A 17,811-nucleotide genomic window follows, 5' to 3' on the forward strand; every position below is an offset into this window, starting at 1 on the left:
ATAAAGTACTGGTGGTGAATATTCAAAAGCCGGAAACTGACTCAGTTTATCTTTATGGTGAAGTATATTTTCCTGGAAGATATTCGTTAAAAGAGAATTCCACTATTATTGATTTAATAAAAGATAAATCAAATCTAAAACCCGATGCTTCTCTTACGTATGGCTATATCAAAAGACTTAATCAAGATACCAAAGAGTACAATATAATCTCTTTTTCACTGGAGGATGTGTTTAACTCCCCTCAAAATGGTGCAATTAATCTCCCGCTTATGCCACTTGATGAAGTTTATGTTATGAATAAAAATGATGTACGTGCATTAAATATTGTGGATGTAAGAGGAGAGGTTAACAAGCCCGGAAGGTATGAAATTGAAGAGCATATTACACTTTATGATATTCTTAATAGAGCAGGCGGACTGACGACTGACGCTTCACAAGATTATATTGAGATTGTAAGAAAGGTAGATGGAAAGTTTTACACACGATTTGTATCGTATAAAGATGCAGAAAAATTTAAATTGCATATCGATGACAAAATAATTGTCCACTCTATATGGGAGCAAAATCTTAAAAAGTATGTGAAAGTGGAAGGAGAGGTTTTAAAGCCAGATACTTATCTGTTGACAGAAGGTATGACAGTGGGTGATTTAATAGTGAAAGCCGGTGGACTTACTAAAAATGCTTATTCGGATGTTTTTCATATTTACAGACTAAATGAAGATACATTTACGTACAGGCTGTTAACACTTGATTTGAAAAAAGATTCCAATTTTATTTTGTTAGACAGGGATGAAGTTGTGATACATAGCTATCTGGAATATCACCCTGTCAAAACAGTGCAGATTTTTGGTGAGGTCAATAAACCTGGAACTTATAATTATGCGGATAATATGACTTTGTATGATTTGGTTGTAGCTGCAGGTAACGTAAAAGATAGTGCGTATCTTGATATTGTTGAGATTGTAAGAATGAAGGTCAGTCAGGGTAAAACTGAATATGATGTTATTGATGTTAATCTTAATGAAATCTTAAACAAACATGCAAATGTAGAGTTGCAACCTTATGATATTGTTAATATAAAGAAAATTTCCGATTTTAAAAATGAAGATAAGGTCAGCGTAAGAGGTGAAGTATATTTTCCCGGTGAGTTTGTCATCAGAAAGGGTGAAAAATTATCTGATGTAATCGAGCGCGCAGGGGGAGTTACTGAATATGGCTATATTAAAAATATAATTTTTAAAAGAAAAAGTGTAAAAGAAATTCAAAAAAAAGGTTAGATGACTTAAAAGGCAGACTTGAGGCTACTTTGTTGTCAGTGTCGAGCAGAGAAATATCCTCTGCCTTAAGTGCTGAGGACATAACTGCTCAGAAAAGTTTGCAGGCAAATTTGCAGCAGATTATAAAAAACATCAGTAATACAGAGCCTGACGGGCGTATAGTAATAAAAGCCAATTCTCTTGAGGAGTTAAAGAATAGTAATTTTGATTTTGACCTTGAAGACGGTGATGAAATTATTATACCTCTTAGACCTTCAACAGTAAATGTTGTGGGCGAAGTATACAATCAAACCAGCTTTATTTTTGATAAGGAAAATAAGACCGTTAAAAATTATCTTGATTCTTCCGGAGGTATAACAGAGCTTGCAAGTGAAGATGATATATTTGTGGTAAAAGGTGATGGAAGTGTTGTTTCCAATAGATTTATAAAACAAAACTATTGGTGGAAGACAATTTACGATGTAAAAATTGAGCCTGGTGATACTGTTGTGGTGCCGAGAAGATTGAAATTTCCAAGTTATATGAAAGATGTAAAAGACATTACACAGATACTGTTCCAAATAGCAACAACCGCAGCAACAACAAAGGTATTGTTTTAGGGGTAACTGACATGCAGATGAACGAAATGAATAAAAACGCCCAATATGTGTGTGAAGAAGATGAAATAGATTTGATAGAGCTTTTTGCCGTAATATGGAAAAGGAAATTGTTTATAATTGTTATTGTATTTATTGTGTCACTGGCTACGGTAATAGGTACCTTAATGATGGATAATATATATAGCTCTAAAGCTGTGCTGAAACCTTCTGCTCAGGATTCCAGTAAGCTTTCCTCTTTAATGGGTAGTTTTGGAGGAATCGCTTCACTTGCAGGAATTGATATTGGCGGTTCAAGCGATAATATTTATTTTTCTATGGAGAATCTTCTAAATAATCAGGAGTTTATATCTGAGATTGTAAAAAAGTATAAGCTTGAGCCGGAGATTTTTGCAGATGATTACGAGAAAATAAAGTCGGACGAAGGCTTTTTGAAAAACTATAAATATTTTGTTTTTAAAGCTGTCAAAGAGGTTGTTTCTTTGAGTCAGGATAAAAAAAGTAACTTTATAACGCTGGGTGTAGAGCATAAAAACCCTGAATTTGCAAAGAAGCTAGTGGATATATTGATGCTTGAGCTAAGTGAAAAAATAAAGGCAAATGAGCTTGAAAATATTAATGAAAAGATTGCAAATTTTAAAAGAGAAATTGATGAGGCATCAGACATAACATTGAAAACAAAACTCGCAGAAGTTGTGTCATCGCTTGTACAGTCTAAAGTGCTTTCCAAAGCGCAAAAGTATTATGGATTTACGATTATAAGCGAGCCATATGTGCCTGATCTGAAAGATAAGGTAAAGCCCAAGAGGTCCCTGATATGTGTGGTAGCTTTTGTGACCTCGTTTATGTTTGCCATATTTTTAGTTTTTATACTTGAGTTCTTCAAAAATATTCCGGAAGAGAAGAAAAGAATATTTCAGGGAAAGACTAATGAAGTTAATTAAAATCATCAGTATTTTTGTTTTCTTTTTTATAGCATTTAACATTAATGCTGAAGGCTTCAAAAATTCATTTTCTGTTGATTTGGAAGATGAATACCTATACAGACTTATGGATAGAGCAAGTTCAATATCACCATCTCGATATTTTACTAATAACTTTAAACCTTATTCTGAACGTGAGTTGTTGGTGATGCTTAACAATGATAAGAGGATGAAGGATATTTTTGTTGTTGATGGTGACATAGAAGATTTATCCAGAAAAATCGAGCAATTTTATAAATTCAAATACAAAAAAGAAGGATTAATGGATAATTTGCTGGGTAAAATAAATCTCACAATGAGATATAAAAATGAAGATGATGAACAATTTTCAAATACCTTAGGTTCAGAATATAAAGGCACAAACTATAATGTGGCCTTAAAATTGGATGGTGGAGTAAACTTTGGAGATTTAATACTATTTTCATACACACTTTCATTGGAAAATAATGAAAATGACAATCTGGATGTGGGTATTTACAAATTTAATCTCAAAAAAGGTTTCAGGCATATTACAGTGATAGCTGGCAAAGACAATGTGGTAGTTGGCCCAGGTTATTTTGGGAATCTTCTATTTAGTAAAAATATAGAGCCTGAGATGATGTTGATGTTTAAAACCGAAATACCATATGATACATTTATTGGTGCAATCAGATGGTATTTGTGGAATATGTGGATTGACGATAATGATAGAGCAAACACAGATCCAAAGTTGCTTGGCATGAGACTTTCACTTATGCCTTTTGACTGGCTTGAACTTGCAGGGACAAGGGCAATTTATTATGGAGGTAGTGGCAATCCATCATATAGCAGTGTTAACGACTATTGGAAACTTTTTACTGCTGAAGATGAGAATACAGGAAATAAGTGGGATACAGACCAATATTTTGGGGTGGATGTATCACTTTATCTGCCTATTCTGAAAAAAACGGGATTTTTAAAAGGTGGCAAGCTTTATACCGAATACTCGTGGACTGATATAACTGCGCCATGGCAAAAAGAAGATAAAGGCAAAGACTTTCAGTTACTTGGGGCTAGCTATATCCATGGATTATACTTAACCACTGGAAACACAGATTTCAGATTTGAGTATACAAAGATTTCCCATGTAAATTACAACAATCATAATTTTGGCACAGACGGATATACAGACGAAGGATATTTAATAGGTCATTATGCAGGTCGAGATTCAAAAAGCTATTTTGCAGAAATATATGATGAGATAACAGATAAACTTCATTTTTATATAGGTGGAGGGATTATCAAAAGAGGCCTAAATATGAAGACTCAGCAATATGTTAAAGAGGGGTATGTGGGGGGTAGATATCTATGGTCCAAGGCAGTACAGCTTGGTGTAAAAATTTCATACAGTAGCGAGAGTAAGATAGATATTAATCCTTCTCCTGTTTATTATACATTTAGTGATGAATCAAGAGATATCTTAAAAGTGTACACTGAGGTGGACTATCGTTTTTAAAAATTTTAAAAATTAAAGTTTATCAAAAAAGTAGCTCATTTTATCTCTTATTCTTTTATAACTAAAATTAAAAAAACAGTTAACTGTTACTGTTGTTGAATATTTAAAGTTATTTTTGTATAATATCTTACCAATAAACAGGGAATAATTATGTTTAATGCGATTAAACCTATCATATTTCTACTAATACTTGTTTTTACATCATTAACTGTTAGAGCACTTGAAGTTGATTCTTACAACGGTCAGACTTGTGCTGTCGATAGAATTACCCAAACACTCAACTGCACTGCAGGTGAATTTACTTCAACACAGTAAAAATCATAACTAGTCATCCCTGAAAAATTCGTTTTTGAGTAAATATTGCGATTTTTTTGTACATTTTAGTTTAACTGCCAGTAAAATGCTACAAATGGAACCACTAAATTTTATGCATTACACCCCAAAGGTTCGGTTTTTCGGATACTGCTCATCATTATTTCCAACAAATTTTTAAGAAAAAATAAAAGGAATGCCAAAAGCATCCTTAAATTGTGACCACAACCAGACAATATCGCATTTGCGTCATTGCCTTCATGACCTTTGAGATAATTACGATCCATACGACTGTTTCTCTTAATATGAGAAATCAATGCCTCAATAGATCCCCTTTTTTTCAATATTTTCCTGAAATAATGACTGAATTTCTTTAAATTCCTCGGAACTACAGTAATCTTAATATTACCCTTGTAATTGTGACCCCTAAACCCCAAATCTACAAGTGCCTCTTTTATCTTATTATCACCTATAAGCCTGGATGCATCATCTAAACTACTTGCAAGAGTCTTACCGTCATGAACATTCTTCTTAAAACTTCAGGTAATTTTCGCTCCAAATCCCTATAAAGTCTACTGTTATTTCTAGTAATTTTAACAAATTATCCTTTTTTAGCCTCTTGCGAAATCTCGTCATGGAGGTAGGGTCTATCGGCAACTCCGTCTGAAATACTGTCTCACCTGTAACATATTGCCAATAGGGATTCTCTAACCAACGATAAACGACCTCTTCATCGCTCAAATTGTACGTATATTTCAAATATTGTAAACCTATCATCAAACGTATAGGTTTACCGGGACGACCCTTCTCACTGTACATTTTACCAAATTCTTCTTCCAATTTCTCCCAGTTGATTATTTGGCTCAATTTGCACAGAGGGTGAGATAAGTCTATTATGTTAACAAGAATCGGTTTTAAATGTTCTTCTAACGGTATATTGGTAGGCTTTGGACGCATTAAAAACTCCCAGATTATTGTTGTATTTTTAACCTTAACTGAGAATTTTATACCATATTATCACATTTTTTCAACGTATTATTAATAAGTTATCTGTTTTTTCAGGGGTGACTAATTATTTCTGATAATTCTGTAAAAATTGCCAAAGTTAAAGAAATTATTGATAAAATAGATAAGCCTCTAAAACAGGTGTTGATAGAAGCCAAAATTGTAGAAATGTCCAAAAGCGGCAGCAGAGACCTTGGTATCCAGTGGAGTGCCAACTATAATCCAGATAGTACAAGCTATTATTTTCCCAACAGTGTGTCAATTGGTGGAGGAAGCAGTGGATATATGGTTAATCTCCCTGTCAGTGAGCCTGCCGGAGCGTTGAATCTTTTGTTAGGTTCGGCTACTGGCTCATTATTGCTGGATGTAAGGCTGCAGGCCCTTGAACAAAATGGCGAGGCAAAGATAGTGTCAGAGCCGAAAATTGTCACGATGAATAACCAGCAGGCCACTATAGAGAGTGGAGTCGAATTTCGTTATAAAGTTACTACAACTGATACCACTGATGTAGAGGAGGATTCAGCCAAGCTTTCTCTGATAGTAACACCGCAGGTAACGCCTGATAATAATATCTTGCTGAATGTTAAGGTTGAAAAAAGCGAACTTGATTTTTCCAGGCAGGTTGACGGTTATCCACTTAAAATTACCCGAAGAGCTGAGACTTATCTAATGGTTAAAAATGGAGAAACAACTATAATTGGCGGCCTTAACCAAAAAAGCACAACAGCAAGCAACAGCGCTGTTCCTTATCTTAGCAGAATTCCATTGCTTGGTGCTCTTTTTAAAAGCCAATCCAGGTCAAGTAACCTTGATGACCTGATGATATTTATAACCCCAAAAGTGATTATTCCGGGAAGTTAAATTAGAATATTTATATATTTTAAACAATGTTTTATTTTTTTAAAGTTTTTGTTGAAACTGCCGAATTAATACCCTATATTATTTCTAATTAGCAGTAAGCAATTTGGTTGATACTGTGTTTTAAATGGGGGTCATATGAACATTTTTAAAAACTTTTACGTCTGGCTGGAAAAAAATATTTTTAATACCATAACTAAAAAATTGGTCGGGAATTTTGGTTTTCTTATATTTCTTCATCTTGTGTACATTGTAACTTTTTATATCTTTTCAAACAGGTTGCAGGTTATACTTGAAGAAGCATGTGTAAAACAAGAGGTTTACAATAAAGTAACAACATATCTCGATAATGTGTTTTTTATATATCTGACAATAGTTAGTATCGGGATATTGTCCGTAATAATAATGGTTTACTTTTTAAGGTATCTTATATTGCGTCCGGTGAGAATACTTGTAAAAAGTTTTGATACTGTAAGTCACGGTGAAGGTGATTTGTCTGACGATCTGCCCTGTGTGACATATGATGAATTTAGAACGTTATCTGAAAGCTACAATAAATTTATTGAAAGCATAAGAAAAATGCTTGCAAGTATCAGAGAAAATGGTGTGATTATTGCGGTGGAGAGTGCAAAGGTACTGAAAAATATACAGGATACAGAAAAAAGTACCAACGAGCAGAGCCAGCTGGCAGATGTTGTTTTTAATGCAAGTAATGAAGCGACTGCAGCCATAAATGAGGTGGCCGAGAACGCTAATTTTATTTCTGAATCGACAAAAAATAATCTTGAGGCAGCTAAAAGCTCATACAGCGGGATGCTTGAAATAAGAAATAAAATCAATGAAGTGGATGAAAATTTGCAAAAGTTTAAGATGACCACTGATATTTTAAGTAAGAATTCTGAGAAAATAATGGAAGTAACAAGGCTTATTAACGAAATTTCAGATCAGACAAATCTTTTGGCCCTTAATGCTGCAATAGAGGCCGCAAGAGCAGGTGAGCACGGCAGAGGCTTTGCCGTAGTTGCCGATGAAGTTAGAAAATTGGCTGAAAAAGTAAAGGATGCCACAAGTGAAATTTCTGAGAATATTGGAAATATGAATAAAAATGTTATTAAGACAAAGCGAGGTACTGATAAAATTTATGAATTTGTAAAAGATACAAATGAGGTAATAGAACATTCAACCAATCAGTTTAATTCAATGATTGCAGATTTCGAAAATACAAGCGAACAGCTCCTTAAAATAGCTTCGGCAATAGAGGAGATATCTATTACAAACTCTGAGATTCATGAAAATGTAAATAAGATTAACTTAATAAGCAGCGATGTCGTAAGGAGAATGAGCATGTCCCTGGATGCAACAAAAATATTAAACGAGAAGACCGAAACTATGCAGGAGCTTGTTTCAAAATTCAGGGTTGGCCAAGGGAAGTTTGAAGAAGTTATAGTTTTCGGGCAGAAATACAGGGACATATGTGCACAGAAAATTGAAGAGATAGGAAGGCAGGCAAATATATTTGATAAGAATTACAAGGCAATTCCAAATACAAACCCGACTAAATATTCAACAAATTACGACTCGTATTTTGAAAAAATATTGCGACCATTATATGATGAAGCTCTGAGGGAGATATCAAATGGTATTTTTGTTTTATGTGTAGATTCAAATGGATACGCACCGACTCATTGCAGTAAATATGCAAAGCCATTGACTGGCAATTATGAAACTGACCTTATAAACAGCAGAGATAAAAGGATATTTAATGACCCCGTGGGTTTGAGAGCGGCACGTAATCAGGCAAGATTTCTTCTTCAAACATACATGCGGGACACCGGGGAAATAGTTGCAGACCTGTCGATGCCGATTTTCATTCAGGGCAAACACTGGGGAGCAATACGAATAGGGCTTATGCCTGAAGCATTAATATAATAAAACGGCCCATAAGGGGCCGTCTTTATTTATGCTGGTATAGTTTTTAAGTTGACTCCTGCAATATCTTGAACAAATCTTACAACCTGATTGCTATAACCATATTCGTTGTCATACCACAAATAAAGTATGCATTTGTTGCCATCGACGATTGTAGCTTCGCTATCTACAACACAAGCATATCTTGAGCCAACAAAATCTGATGAAACAACCTCTGGAGAGTTGGTGTAATCTATTTGATTTTGCAAAGGGGAGTTAAGAGAAATTTCTCTAAGGTAAGCGTTGACTTCCTGTTTTGTAGTGTTGCAATTCAGATTAAGCTGTAAAACTGCCAGTGAAACATTGGGAGTTGGGACACGTATCGCGTTGCCTGTTAGCTTACCTTTAAGTTCAGGAAGTGCTTTGGCAACGGCACTTGCGGCACCTGTTTCGGTAATTACCATATTCAAAGGAGCGCTTCTGCCCCTTCTGTGTTTTTTGTGATAGTTATCAAGTAGATTTTGGTCGTTAGTGTAAGAGTGGCAGGTTTCTATATGCCCTGATACGATTGTAAATCTGTCATTAATAGCCTTTAATACCGGTACAATGGCGTTTGTTGTGCAACTTGCGGCAGATAATATTTTTTCATTCGGGTCAACACTATGATGGTTTACACCGTAGACAACATTCGGTATGTCCCCTTTTCCCGGAGCTGTCAAAAGGACCTTTGAAACCCCTTTTGCTTTCAGATGTTTGGAAAGCCCTTCTCTGTCTCTCCATTTCCCTGTATTGTCAATTACAATAGCATTTTTTATCCCATATGACTCGTAATCTATTTCATCGGGAGAATCTGCATAGATAACTTTTATCATTACTCCATTGGCAATAAGCGCATTTTCTTCCTCGTCAACTAAAATTGTTCCATTAAAAGGGCCGTGAACAGAATCCCTTCTTAAAAGGGCAGCTCTTTTAACAAGGTCGTTTTCTTTACCTTTTCTGACAACAATAGCTCTAAGCCTTAATTTGTCCCCTTTGCCTACCTTATCTATTAAAATCCTCGCAAGAAGCCGTCCAATTCTTCCAAAGCCGTAAAGTACTATATCCTGAGGAGTTTCAAGGACATTTTCATTTGTGCCAATGACATCTTTGAGCTCAGTTTTTAAAAATTCTTCAAAGTTTTTTGAAGAAGATTTCTGAAATTTAACGGTTAGTTTGCCAATATCAAGTCTGCAGGGGGTTATGTCCATTTTTTCAATTTCTTTAAGCAATGGGTAAGTTTCTCTCACTGAAAGCTCATTTTCAAGGATTTGCCTTGCAAATCGATGTTCCTTTAAGATTTCAATTGCGGTTTTATTCACAAGGGGTTTACCATAAAGATAAGTTACCACACTTTTATTACGGTACAACTTACCAATTATTGGCAGCATTTCTTCAGCTATCATAAGTCTTTCATTAAAATCTTCAAAATATTTTTGTTCTTTTAGCATAAGCGATCCCTCTAAGATTTTTTGAAATGTTTTCAATGACCCCGCTTTGTATATATAAAAAATCTGAAAAAAACAATAAAATTTCAAACATTGATGTTAATTATTTGTGTTGAAAAAATAGTGTTAGGAATATACAATAATGTTTAGGAGGATTGAATGCCCATTACAGGAAAATTGTTTAGAAGGATGCAGAGTTTGCCTGATGACATAAGATCGGTCTTGCTTGATCTTGTGGATGAAATGGATAATTCAGTTAAGAAGGAAGATTTTAAACAATTAAAAAATGTCGTGCAGGAGCTTGCAGAGGCACAAAAAGTAACAGAAAAGAGGCTTGACAGCTTAACCATAAAAGTCGAGGAGCTTGCTGAGGCACAAAAGGTAACAGAGAAGAGACTCGATAGCTTGACTATAAAAGTTGAAGAACTTGCGGAAGCCCAGAAAAGGACCGAGCAGAGGGTTGAAGAACTTGCGGAAGCCCAGAAAAGGACCGAGCAGAGAGTGGAAGAGCTTGCTGAGGCTCAGAAGAAGACCGAAGAGAGTCTTAACAAACTAACAAAAAGAGTTGATAATATTGAAGTTCAACTTGGTGGGCTTTCAATGGCCGTTGGATATGGCATAGAGGATAAGCTCTATCCTCATTTGGAAAAATTTGCTGAGAAAGTTTTTGACGTCGTGCCTATGGATGTAGTTTTAAGAAAAAACATTGTTTATGCTGATGGAAGGTTTGATGAACTGAATGTCTATATAAAAGCAAAAAAAGATGGAAAACAGGTTTTGATAATTGGGGAGAGCAAAGCTCAACCAGGAAAAAAAGATATTGACAAATTTATAAAGACTGTGGAGAGAGTCGAAAAATATACAGGAACAGTTGTGTACCCATTTATTGTAGGGTACTCTTTTAGCCCTATTGTGGAAAAATACATAAATGAGAAATATCCGAAACTTAAATTTTTTAATACTTACCAGATTGAACACGGCAAATATTAAAACTATATTACCCTCTTGTTTTTAATTTTGTAAACAATTGCAAGGATTTCTGCAATCGCTTTGTAAAGTGACTCCGGAATCTCTTCACCTATTTCAACAGATTTGAAAAGAGATCTCGCAATTGGAGGGTCTTCGTGTATAAGGACTCCGCTTTTTTGGGCAATTTCTTTTATCCTTAAGGCAATAAGTCTTTGGCCTTTAGCGACAACTTTCGGCGCTCTATCCTTGCCAGCTTCATATTTAATTGCCACAGCATAATGAGTCGGGTTAGTTATAACTACATCAGCCTTAGGTACTTCTTCCATCATCCTTCTTCTTGCCATTTCCATTTGCATACTTCTTATTCGCCTTTTTATGAGCGGGTCACCTTCCATTTGTTTAAACTCTTCCTTTACTTCCTGCTTTGTCATTTTTAGATCTTCTTCATATTGCCATTTTTGATAAAAGAAGTCCAGGATTGCAAGAACAAGCATTAAAAGTGCGATTTTAAACGCAAGTTCAAAGACAATTTTTCCAAGAAAAACTACACTTGTAACAGGATCTGAGTTTGCAAGACTTACAATATTATAAATTTTTCCTTTAACGATTAAATATGCGACAAACCCCACAACAAATATTTTAAATATTGACTTTACAAGCTCTACAAGGCTTCGTTTGGAAAATAGATTCTTGAGCCCCTTGATTGGGTCAAGCCTATCAAATTTTGGTTCAAGTGCTTTTGGCGTAATGATAAATCCAAACTGTGCAATATTGGATAATATTCCTACAAAAATTAAAATTGCAAAAAGTGGCAGCACTATTTTACCTGAAAATTTTAACGAAAGTATTAATAGCAAGATAGTTGATTCCTTATTTATCTTGAAATTTGAATATTGAAGAATCTCCGTAAATAGATTTTTGAAATCTTCAATCATCACAGGGGTATAAAAATACATAAATAGAGTTGAAACTATTAAAATAAGCGCAGTTGAAAGCTCCCGACTTTTTGGGACATTCCCTTCTTCTATTGCTTTTTGTCTTCTCCGGGGCGTCGCCTGTTCGGTTTTATCTGAGTCGGTTTCCGGCATTATACACCTAATATTTTAAATATAGTTAAAACATTTTTGAAAAAATCATGAGTAATTATTTCAAATACACTGTAAAAGTATGTCATACTAAAAATTATTACAATCAATCCTGCAGCAATTTGTATAGGAAAACCCACAATAAGAATATTAATCTGCGGTACAAGCCTTGCTATTATCCCCATAATAACGTGGGTAATAATTAGTGTTACAAACACTGGAGCAACAATTTTTAGTGCAATTACAAAAATTTCTGAGAAAGTTTTAACAAGAAACATATACGAATGTTCCGGTATTACAAATGTACCGAGCGGGACTATTTTAAAGCATTGCACAATAGCCTCAATTATCAATCTGTGTCCACCAATGGAAAGAAAGATAAGAATCATTACGATATTTTGAAATTGGGCAATAATTGATATCTGAGAGTTTGTCTGAGGATCCAGTATGTTTACAACCCCAAAACCCATTTGAAAGCCTATAATCTGTCCGCCGAATTGTACGCCTACGAATAAAAACCTGCCAAGAATACCTATCATTATCCCTATCAACAATTCTTTCAGGATAACAAGTATTAGAAGTAACGTGGTTATGTTGTCAAAATTAATTTTTGGAACAAGGTAAAAAATCAGGATAGACATAATGAGGGATAGAAAAATTTTTAGCCTGCTGTCTATTATTGTGCTACCGAAAAAAGGGGCAGTAAAAATAATGCCGCTAACTCTTATGAATATGAGAAAGTAAAATATAAACGTATTCGTGGAATTTAAAAACTCAAACATATGTTTGCCCCTTTGTCGGCGGGATTATAAGGGCTGCTTCATCCCAAAATATATCATTTCCAATAGCTTAACTTTAAAAGCTTTTTAGCGCATTTACTTACCTAAATTATGTTGCTACAATAACAAGCCAATAGGTACTCTTTATTATCCACTCAACCGCTAATTAATTCACCTGCAATCTTTATGTCTCCTGCCCTGTATTGGTTTAAAAAAGCTTGTTGTTTGCTATTTTCATGTATTGAAATCTTTCAAGCCTTTTGACTTCATTATTAACTTTGATTTTATTATAAATGTCTGTGATATTATGTATATTATTTTTATCCATATAGAAATTTATGCCATTTATTATCTCTCTGATAGATTCTATCCCGTTTTTGTAAGTTTTAGAGACAACCTGTACGGTTTTCGCACCTGCCATAATATACTGTAGAGCAATATCAGATGTGTGTACACCTGTTGATGCAGATATTTCTATATCTACAAGACTTGAACATATTGCAACCCATCTGAGCACAGAATAAGCTTCTTCCGGAGAGCTGTACACATTTGCGGGCATATATTCCTTTTTATCAAGATTTATTCCTACTCTGTAATACCTGTTGAAAAGTGTAACGCCGTCAGCGCCAGATTCCTTGAGTTTTTTTACCATATAAGGGATGTTTGTAAAAAAGTGACCAATTTTGACGCTTACAGGTATTTTAACCTTTGATTTTACATCTTCTACAGTGCTGAAATATTTTGATTCAATATTTCTTGGGTCCTCTTCAGGGTCAAACGACATATAAGAAAGATTTATTTCAAGGGCATCAGCACCGGCACTTTCAATGCTTTTTGCAAAATCGGTCCACCATTTTTCCCCGGTGCAATTTACACTTGCAATCACCGGTGCTTTAGATACCTTTTTGGCAGCTGTTACAAAATCAAGATAAGGCTTGCTGCCATAAAGTATTGCGGCACCTGTTAGATTATAGTCGTAAGACTCCGGATGAAAATCATCAATATTTTCAGAAGCAGAGGCAAGCTCCTCTTCAAAAAGTGATTTAATTATTATGGCTCCTACATTCATTTCGTTGAAAGTTTTTATGTTTTCAATGGAATAAGTAAGTGTAGAACTGCCTGCTATAACAGGATTTTTTAGGGTCAATCCCAAATAAGATGTTGTTAAATCTGCCATATTGACTCCTTATCAATCATTTTTAATTAACACTTCTCTTGGTTTTGATGTACCATCACTTGGTGCAACTATTCCTTGTTTCTCCATAATTTCCATAATCCGGGCTGCTCTGTTATACCCTATTTTAAGGTACCTTTGAATCATAGATATTGAAGCCATCCCTTTTTTTTGGACCAACTCGAGAGCTTCAAAATATTTATCATCCATTTCATCTTCTGATATGTCATCTATTTCTGTGGTTTCCTCTTTCACAAGTTCCATATTATAACTTGGCTTGCCAAGTTTCTTAAGATATTCTACCAAAGTATTTACCTCTTTTTCACTTACAAAGCATCCGTGTACTCTGACAGGATCGCTGCTGCCAGGGGGTATAAAAAGAGAGTCCCCTCTGCCCAGCAGTATTTCAGCGCCATTTTGATCAAGAATAGTTCTACTGTCAGTTTTGGACGACACCCTGAAAGAAAGCCTTGCAGGCATATTTGCCTTTATTATCCCTGTAATTACATTTACCGAAGGTCTCTGTGTGGCAAGTATTAGATGTATCCCTACTGCCCTTGCCATCTGGGCGATCCTTATAATGGATTGTTCAACCTCTTTTCCGGCGACTATCATAAGGTCGGCAAATTCATCAACAACTACTACAAGATAAGGCATCAAAGTTATATCTTTATTTTTTTGAGCAATCTCATTAAATGAGTCTATGTTGCGCACCTTGTATTCAGCCAAAAGTTCATACCTTTGCTCCATTTCAGCCACAACATTTTTCAAAACTGTAGCGGCGTGCTTGGGGTCAGTTACGACTGGCGCAGCAAGATGAGGAATATCTTCATAAGAGCTGAGTTCCACCATTTTAGGGTCAATCATTACAAACTTCACATTTTCAGGGGATGATTTATATAAAATTGAACATACGATTGTATTGATACATACCGATTTACCGCTTCCTGTAGTCCCTGCAATTAATAGGTGTGGCATTTTTGAAAGGTCTGAAATATATGGTTTGCCTGAAATATCTTTGCCAAGAATTATTGTCAGTGGGGAAGCACTTTTGGTAAAATCTGTTGAACTGATAAGCTCCTTCATATAAACCGTTGCCCTTTTTTTATTGGGCAATTCTATTCCCACTACAGATTTGCCTGGTATTGGAGCGATTATTCTTACGCTTACAGCACTCATGGCTCTTGCCAGGTCCCCTTCAAGATTTGCAATTCTGTTAATTTTTATTCCAGGAGCTGGCTCAAATTCGTATAAGGTTACAACAGGACCCGGCTGAATTTCTTTGATTTTGCCTTCCACCCCAAACTCAAGAAGTTTTTCTTCCAAGAGTTTCCCCTTTTTCTTTAATTCAGTTTCACTCTCAGCAACATCCTGAGACTGAAAGTCATCTAAAAGGTTAAGGGGGAGATGATACTCAACCTTTTTTGATTCAGTCTCGATTTTTGAAATCTCTTTGATTTCAATATCAGCCTTCAGATTTGTTTCAAGTTCATTTTTCTCTTCAGCCTTGTTTGCAGGCACTGTGTTTTTTTTCTTTGGTATATTGTTGGTGGTATTTTTTCTTTTAAATAATGTTCCAAAGCCAATTTTTGGAAATGCAGATTTAAAGTGTACAACTTCATAATTTCTTAAAAGCAGCGTAATTGTGACAATTATGAAAAAAATTGTGGTAAGACTTCCTCCATATTTTCCAAGGAAAGGTTCCAAAAAAGTTGATGAAATACTTCCTATAATGCCGCCCAATTGCTTTTCTTTGAAAAAGAAATCATTTTTTCCCAGAAATCCGCTAAATGATGATAAAAATGCGAGCAGAAGAATGCTTAGCACAAAGTCAAAAATATATCTTTTTATCTTTATAGAAGTCTCTGCTTTACTTTTGAGAAGGTTCACGGAAACAAGGATAAGCAAAAAAGGGAATAATATGGCTGACCATCCAAAAACCGTCCCTATAATATCAGCAAAATAAGCGCCAACTTTTCCAAAGAGATTGTTTACCTGTACAGAGTAATTGGAAAAAATTATATTCGAGAAACTTGGATCTTTATGTGAATATGAAAATATTGACAGACTGGAGAACACAATGAAAAAAATGTCAAATAAAACAAAAATTTTATAGTAAATATTTCTATTTAAAGCCATATTATACTTATAACACCGATAATCAGGCAGTAAAGAGCAAATATTTTCAAAGATGCTCTTTTCACAAAATATAAGAGAAAATGAATTGATACAAGTCCTGATAGAAAAGCAGCCAGCATTCCATAAATATAGTTTGAAATAGTGGAATAATCAAGCATACTGATATCCTTTAACTGCAAAATAGTTGCTCCAAGAACTGCAGGCAGTGCCATTATAAAAGAAAACTCTGCCGCCTCTTCCCTTTTGACATCAAGGTATATTAATGATGATATTGTAGAGCCGGAGCGGGAAATTCCAGGTATGACCGCAAGCCCCTGGACTATTCCTACCAAAAAGGCCTTGCCAAGAGTAATAGTACCGGTTGGTTTCTTATTGTCAGAAAAAAACAGTAACAAGGATGTAACTAAAAGAGCATACCCTACCATACTTGTCGAACTGAAAAGGGATTCTGCCTTGTCATTGAAATATAGGCCTATAATTCCTGTTGGTATGCTTGCCCAGAAAACACCCCATATATAAAACCTGTTATCAAAGTATGTTACTCTGTATGCAGGTATAAATATGCCAAAAAATCCTTTAATAAGTGTTTTGATTTTTTTCCAGAAGTAAACTATCACAGCAAGAAATGTTGCAAAATGAAGCATTACGTCAAAAACTATCCCTGGTTGATGAAAATCTTTAAGGAGAGATTGGGCTATCACAAGATGCCCTGAGCTGCTTACAGGTAAAAACTCTGTCAGACCTTGCAAGATGCCAAGTATAATATATTCAAGCATATTACCCCCAATTTTTTTTAGGTTATCTTAAATACTTTAATTTCAGGTCTTCGGTCAAACCTTTTTTTGAAAATTTTTTTTATAAATTTTGCCAAAATTTCATCAAAATCTATTTCGGAAGTTACAGATGTTTCAAAAAGTATTGAAATATTTTCTGCAATTTGTTTTTTTATGTAATAATGAAATTCGTCTGTGAGCACAAAGCCTGAAGCATCAACTTTTTCAATATTAAACTCATTACCATTTGTTGAATAAATCAGAATAAAAACGCCATCCCTTGCCAAATTTTTCCTGACTTTTAAATCTTCTTCACCAAAAATAAATTTACCTCTTGTGTCAATGTAGGTTTTTCCAAAAGGGATATCATCAACATAAGAGAGTTTTGAATACTCATCAAAAGAAATCCTTTTGCCATTTTCTGTGAAAATACAGTGTGATGATGGGAAATTAAGGTCTTCAGTGATGTTTTTTATGTTTTTTCTTAAGTGGGTAAATTCTCCATGAATAGGGATGAAGTATTTAGGTTTTGCAAGCTCCGTAATTGTTTTTATATCCCCCCTGTAAGCATGCCCTGAAACATGAATGTTTTCTTTTTCTATATCTACTACGTCTGCTTCGTTGTAAAATATGTGACTTATGGCCTTGGCAAGGTTTTTCTCATTTCCAGGTATTACTCTTGAGGAAATTATAAATAAATCACCCTTTTTTACCTGCAGCGAGTTTCTTTCTTTTGAAACAATTTTATAGAGGGTGCTGTTTGTTTCACCCTGGCATCCTGAGATTATATAACATAAATTGCTGTCGTTGTATTTTTTTGCATTGCTTAACCTGATTATATTGTCAGGGTTGTATTTCAAATAGCCAATCTGTGTTGCAATATTTATATTTTTTAGAATTGAGCGACCTTCAATTATCACTTTTCTGCCCACATCTTCGCAGATTTCAAATATTTGCCTTATTCTATCTATGTTTGAGGAAAACGTAGTAAAAAA

17 protein-coding genes are annotated in these 17,811 nt (G+C 34.8%); 8 read left to right on the forward strand and 9 right to left on the reverse strand.

The window, feature by feature from the left end:
• From ACTCAF_RS08900 to ACTCAF_RS08920, 5 genes are all read left to right on the forward strand, one after another.
• On the forward strand, positions 1–1,277 hold a 1,277-nt coding region (locus ACTCAF_RS08900), incomplete at its 5' end, for an SLBB domain-containing protein (protein WP_463062938.1).
• A gap of 38 nt (positions 1,278–1,315) precedes the next feature.
• Positions 1,316–1,876 carry a polysaccharide biosynthesis/export family protein gene (locus tag ACTCAF_RS08905; RefSeq protein ID WP_463062939.1) on the forward strand — a complete coding sequence of 187 codons (561 nt, stop codon included), beginning with the start codon at positions 1,316–1,318 and terminating at the stop codon, positions 1,874–1,876.
• Between the two features lie 11 nt (positions 1,877–1,887).
• Entirely contained in the window at positions 1,888–2,817 is a 930-nt protein-coding gene (locus ACTCAF_RS08910) for a Wzz/FepE/Etk N-terminal domain-containing protein (RefSeq protein WP_463062940.1), read from the forward strand.
• Complete coding sequence (locus tag ACTCAF_RS08915; protein ID WP_463062941.1) at positions 2,804–4,330, forward strand: capsule assembly Wzi family protein; 1,527 nt, start codon at positions 2,804–2,806, stop codon at positions 4,328–4,330. Before ACTCAF_RS08910 ends, ACTCAF_RS08915 begins: the two co-directional genes overlap by 14 nt.
• Before the next feature lie 150 nt (positions 4,331–4,480).
• Complete coding sequence (locus ACTCAF_RS08920; protein ID WP_463062942.1) at positions 4,481–4,645, forward strand: hypothetical protein; 165 nt, start codon at positions 4,481–4,483, stop codon at positions 4,643–4,645.
• A 110-nt stretch (positions 4,646–4,755) separates the two neighbouring features.
• Here ACTCAF_RS08920 and ACTCAF_RS08925 read toward each other — a convergent pair whose 3' ends face one another.
• Together ACTCAF_RS08925 and ACTCAF_RS08930 are read right to left on the reverse strand one after the other, a co-directional pair.
• Entirely contained in the window at positions 4,756–4,929 is a 174-nt protein-coding gene (locus tag ACTCAF_RS08925) for a hypothetical protein (protein ID WP_463062943.1), read from the reverse strand.
• Positions 4,930–5,173: 244 nt separating this feature from the next.
• Positions 5,174–5,599, reverse strand: coding sequence for a transposase (locus ACTCAF_RS08930; RefSeq protein ID WP_463062944.1), 426 nt, complete (start codon positions 5,597–5,599; stop codon positions 5,174–5,176).
• Between the two features lie 192 nt (positions 5,600–5,791).
• Here ACTCAF_RS08930 and ACTCAF_RS08935 point away from each other — a divergent pair, with 192 nt between their 5' ends.
• Positions 5,792–6,508: a hypothetical protein gene (locus ACTCAF_RS08935; protein WP_463062945.1), complete on the forward strand. Its 717-nt coding sequence runs from the start codon at positions 5,792–5,794 to the stop codon at positions 6,506–6,508.
• Positions 6,509–6,643: 135 nt separating this feature from the next.
• On the forward strand, positions 6,644–8,434 hold the full coding sequence (locus ACTCAF_RS08940; protein ID WP_463062946.1) for a methyl-accepting chemotaxis protein: 1,791 nt from the start codon (positions 6,644–6,646) through the stop codon (positions 8,432–8,434).
• Positions 8,435–8,463: 29 nt separating this feature from the next.
• Here the strand turns inward: ACTCAF_RS08940 and ACTCAF_RS08945 are convergent, their stop codons facing one another.
• A complete protein-coding gene (locus ACTCAF_RS08945) occupies positions 8,464–9,900 on the reverse strand; it encodes a glyceraldehyde-3-phosphate dehydrogenase (RefSeq protein WP_463062947.1) in 1,437 nt (478 codons plus the stop codon).
• 156 nt (positions 9,901–10,056) lie between these two features.
• Here ACTCAF_RS08945 and ACTCAF_RS08950 point away from each other — a divergent pair, with 156 nt between their 5' ends.
• Positions 10,057–10,887, forward strand: a complete 831-nt coding sequence (locus ACTCAF_RS08950; protein ID WP_463062948.1) for a hypothetical protein — start codon at positions 10,057–10,059, stop codon at positions 10,885–10,887.
• Positions 10,888–10,889: 2 nt separating this feature from the next.
• Here the strand turns inward: ACTCAF_RS08950 and flhB are convergent, their stop codons facing one another.
• From flhB to ACTCAF_RS08980, 6 genes are all read right to left on the reverse strand, one after another.
• Complete coding sequence (gene flhB, locus ACTCAF_RS08955; RefSeq protein ID WP_463062949.1) at positions 10,890–11,954, reverse strand: flagellar biosynthesis protein FlhB; 1,065 nt, start codon at positions 11,952–11,954, stop codon at positions 10,890–10,892.
• Positions 11,954–12,733, reverse strand: a complete 780-nt coding sequence (gene fliR, locus ACTCAF_RS08960) for a flagellar biosynthetic protein FliR (protein ID WP_463062950.1) — start codon at positions 12,731–12,733, stop codon at positions 11,954–11,956. The genes flhB and fliR overlap by 1 nt, the downstream gene beginning before the upstream one ends.
• Before the next feature lie 205 nt (positions 12,734–12,938).
• Positions 12,939–13,907: a dihydroorotate dehydrogenase-like protein gene (locus tag ACTCAF_RS08965; RefSeq protein ID WP_463062951.1), complete on the reverse strand. Its 969-nt coding sequence runs from the start codon at positions 13,905–13,907 to the stop codon at positions 12,939–12,941.
• 12 nt (positions 13,908–13,919) lie between these two features.
• Positions 13,920–16,043 (reverse strand): DNA translocase FtsK, encoded by a 2,124-nt coding sequence (locus ACTCAF_RS08970; protein WP_463062952.1) that lies wholly within the window; start codon positions 16,041–16,043, stop codon positions 13,920–13,922.
• Positions 16,034–16,819 (reverse strand): undecaprenyl-diphosphate phosphatase, encoded by a 786-nt coding sequence (locus ACTCAF_RS08975; RefSeq protein ID WP_463062953.1) that lies wholly within the window; start codon positions 16,817–16,819, stop codon positions 16,034–16,036. The genes ACTCAF_RS08970 and ACTCAF_RS08975 overlap by 10 nt, the downstream gene beginning before the upstream one ends.
• Before the next feature lie 17 nt (positions 16,820–16,836).
• Positions 16,837–17,811 (reverse strand): MBL fold metallo-hydrolase RNA specificity domain-containing protein (locus ACTCAF_RS08980; RefSeq protein ID WP_463062954.1); only part of this gene is annotated, 975 nt, incomplete at its 5' end.

It is taken from the genome of Deferrivibrio sp. (assembly GCF_055117995.1).

What these genes read in the sequence shown, in the direction of transcription:
- ACTCAF_RS08910 (WP_463062940.1), top strand. Translation starts at nt 1,888, where the DNA reads ATGCAGATGAACGAAATGAATAAAAACGCCCAATATGTGTGTGAAGAA.
- ACTCAF_RS08915 (WP_463062941.1), top strand. Translation starts at nt 2,804, where the DNA reads ATGAAGTTAATTAAAATCATCAGTATTTTTGTTTTCTTTTTTATAGCA.
- ACTCAF_RS08920 (WP_463062942.1), top strand. Translation starts at nt 4,481, where the DNA reads ATGTTTAATGCGATTAAACCTATCATATTTCTACTAATACTTGTTTTT.
- ACTCAF_RS08925 (WP_463062943.1), bottom strand. Translation starts at nt 4,929, where the DNA reads ATGGATCGTAATTATCTCAAAGGTCATGAAGGCAATGACGCAAATGCG.
- ACTCAF_RS08930 (WP_463062944.1), bottom strand. Translation starts at nt 5,599, where the DNA reads ATGCGTCCAAAGCCTACCAATATACCGTTAGAAGAACATTTAAAACCG.
- ACTCAF_RS08940 (WP_463062946.1), top strand. Translation starts at nt 6,644, where the DNA reads ATGAACATTTTTAAAAACTTTTACGTCTGGCTGGAAAAAAATATTTTT.
- ACTCAF_RS08945 (WP_463062947.1), bottom strand. Translation starts at nt 9,900, where the DNA reads ATGCTAAAAGAACAAAAATATTTTGAAGATTTTAATGAAAGACTTATG.
- ACTCAF_RS08950 (WP_463062948.1), top strand. Translation starts at nt 10,057, where the DNA reads ATGCCCATTACAGGAAAATTGTTTAGAAGGATGCAGAGTTTGCCTGAT.
- flhB (WP_463062949.1), bottom strand. Translation starts at nt 11,954, where the DNA reads ATGCCGGAAACCGACTCAGATAAAACCGAACAGGCGACGCCCCGGAGA.
- fliR (WP_463062950.1), bottom strand. Translation starts at nt 12,733, where the DNA reads ATGTTTGAGTTTTTAAATTCCACGAATACGTTTATATTTTACTTTCTC.
- ACTCAF_RS08965 (WP_463062951.1), bottom strand. Translation starts at nt 13,907, where the DNA reads ATGGCAGATTTAACAACATCTTATTTGGGATTGACCCTAAAAAATCCT.
- ACTCAF_RS08970 (WP_463062952.1), bottom strand. Translation starts at nt 16,043, where the DNA reads ATGGCTTTAAATAGAAATATTTACTATAAAATTTTTGTTTTATTTGAC.
- ACTCAF_RS08975 (WP_463062953.1), bottom strand. Translation starts at nt 16,819, where the DNA reads ATGCTTGAATATATTATACTTGGCATCTTGCAAGGTCTGACAGAGTTT.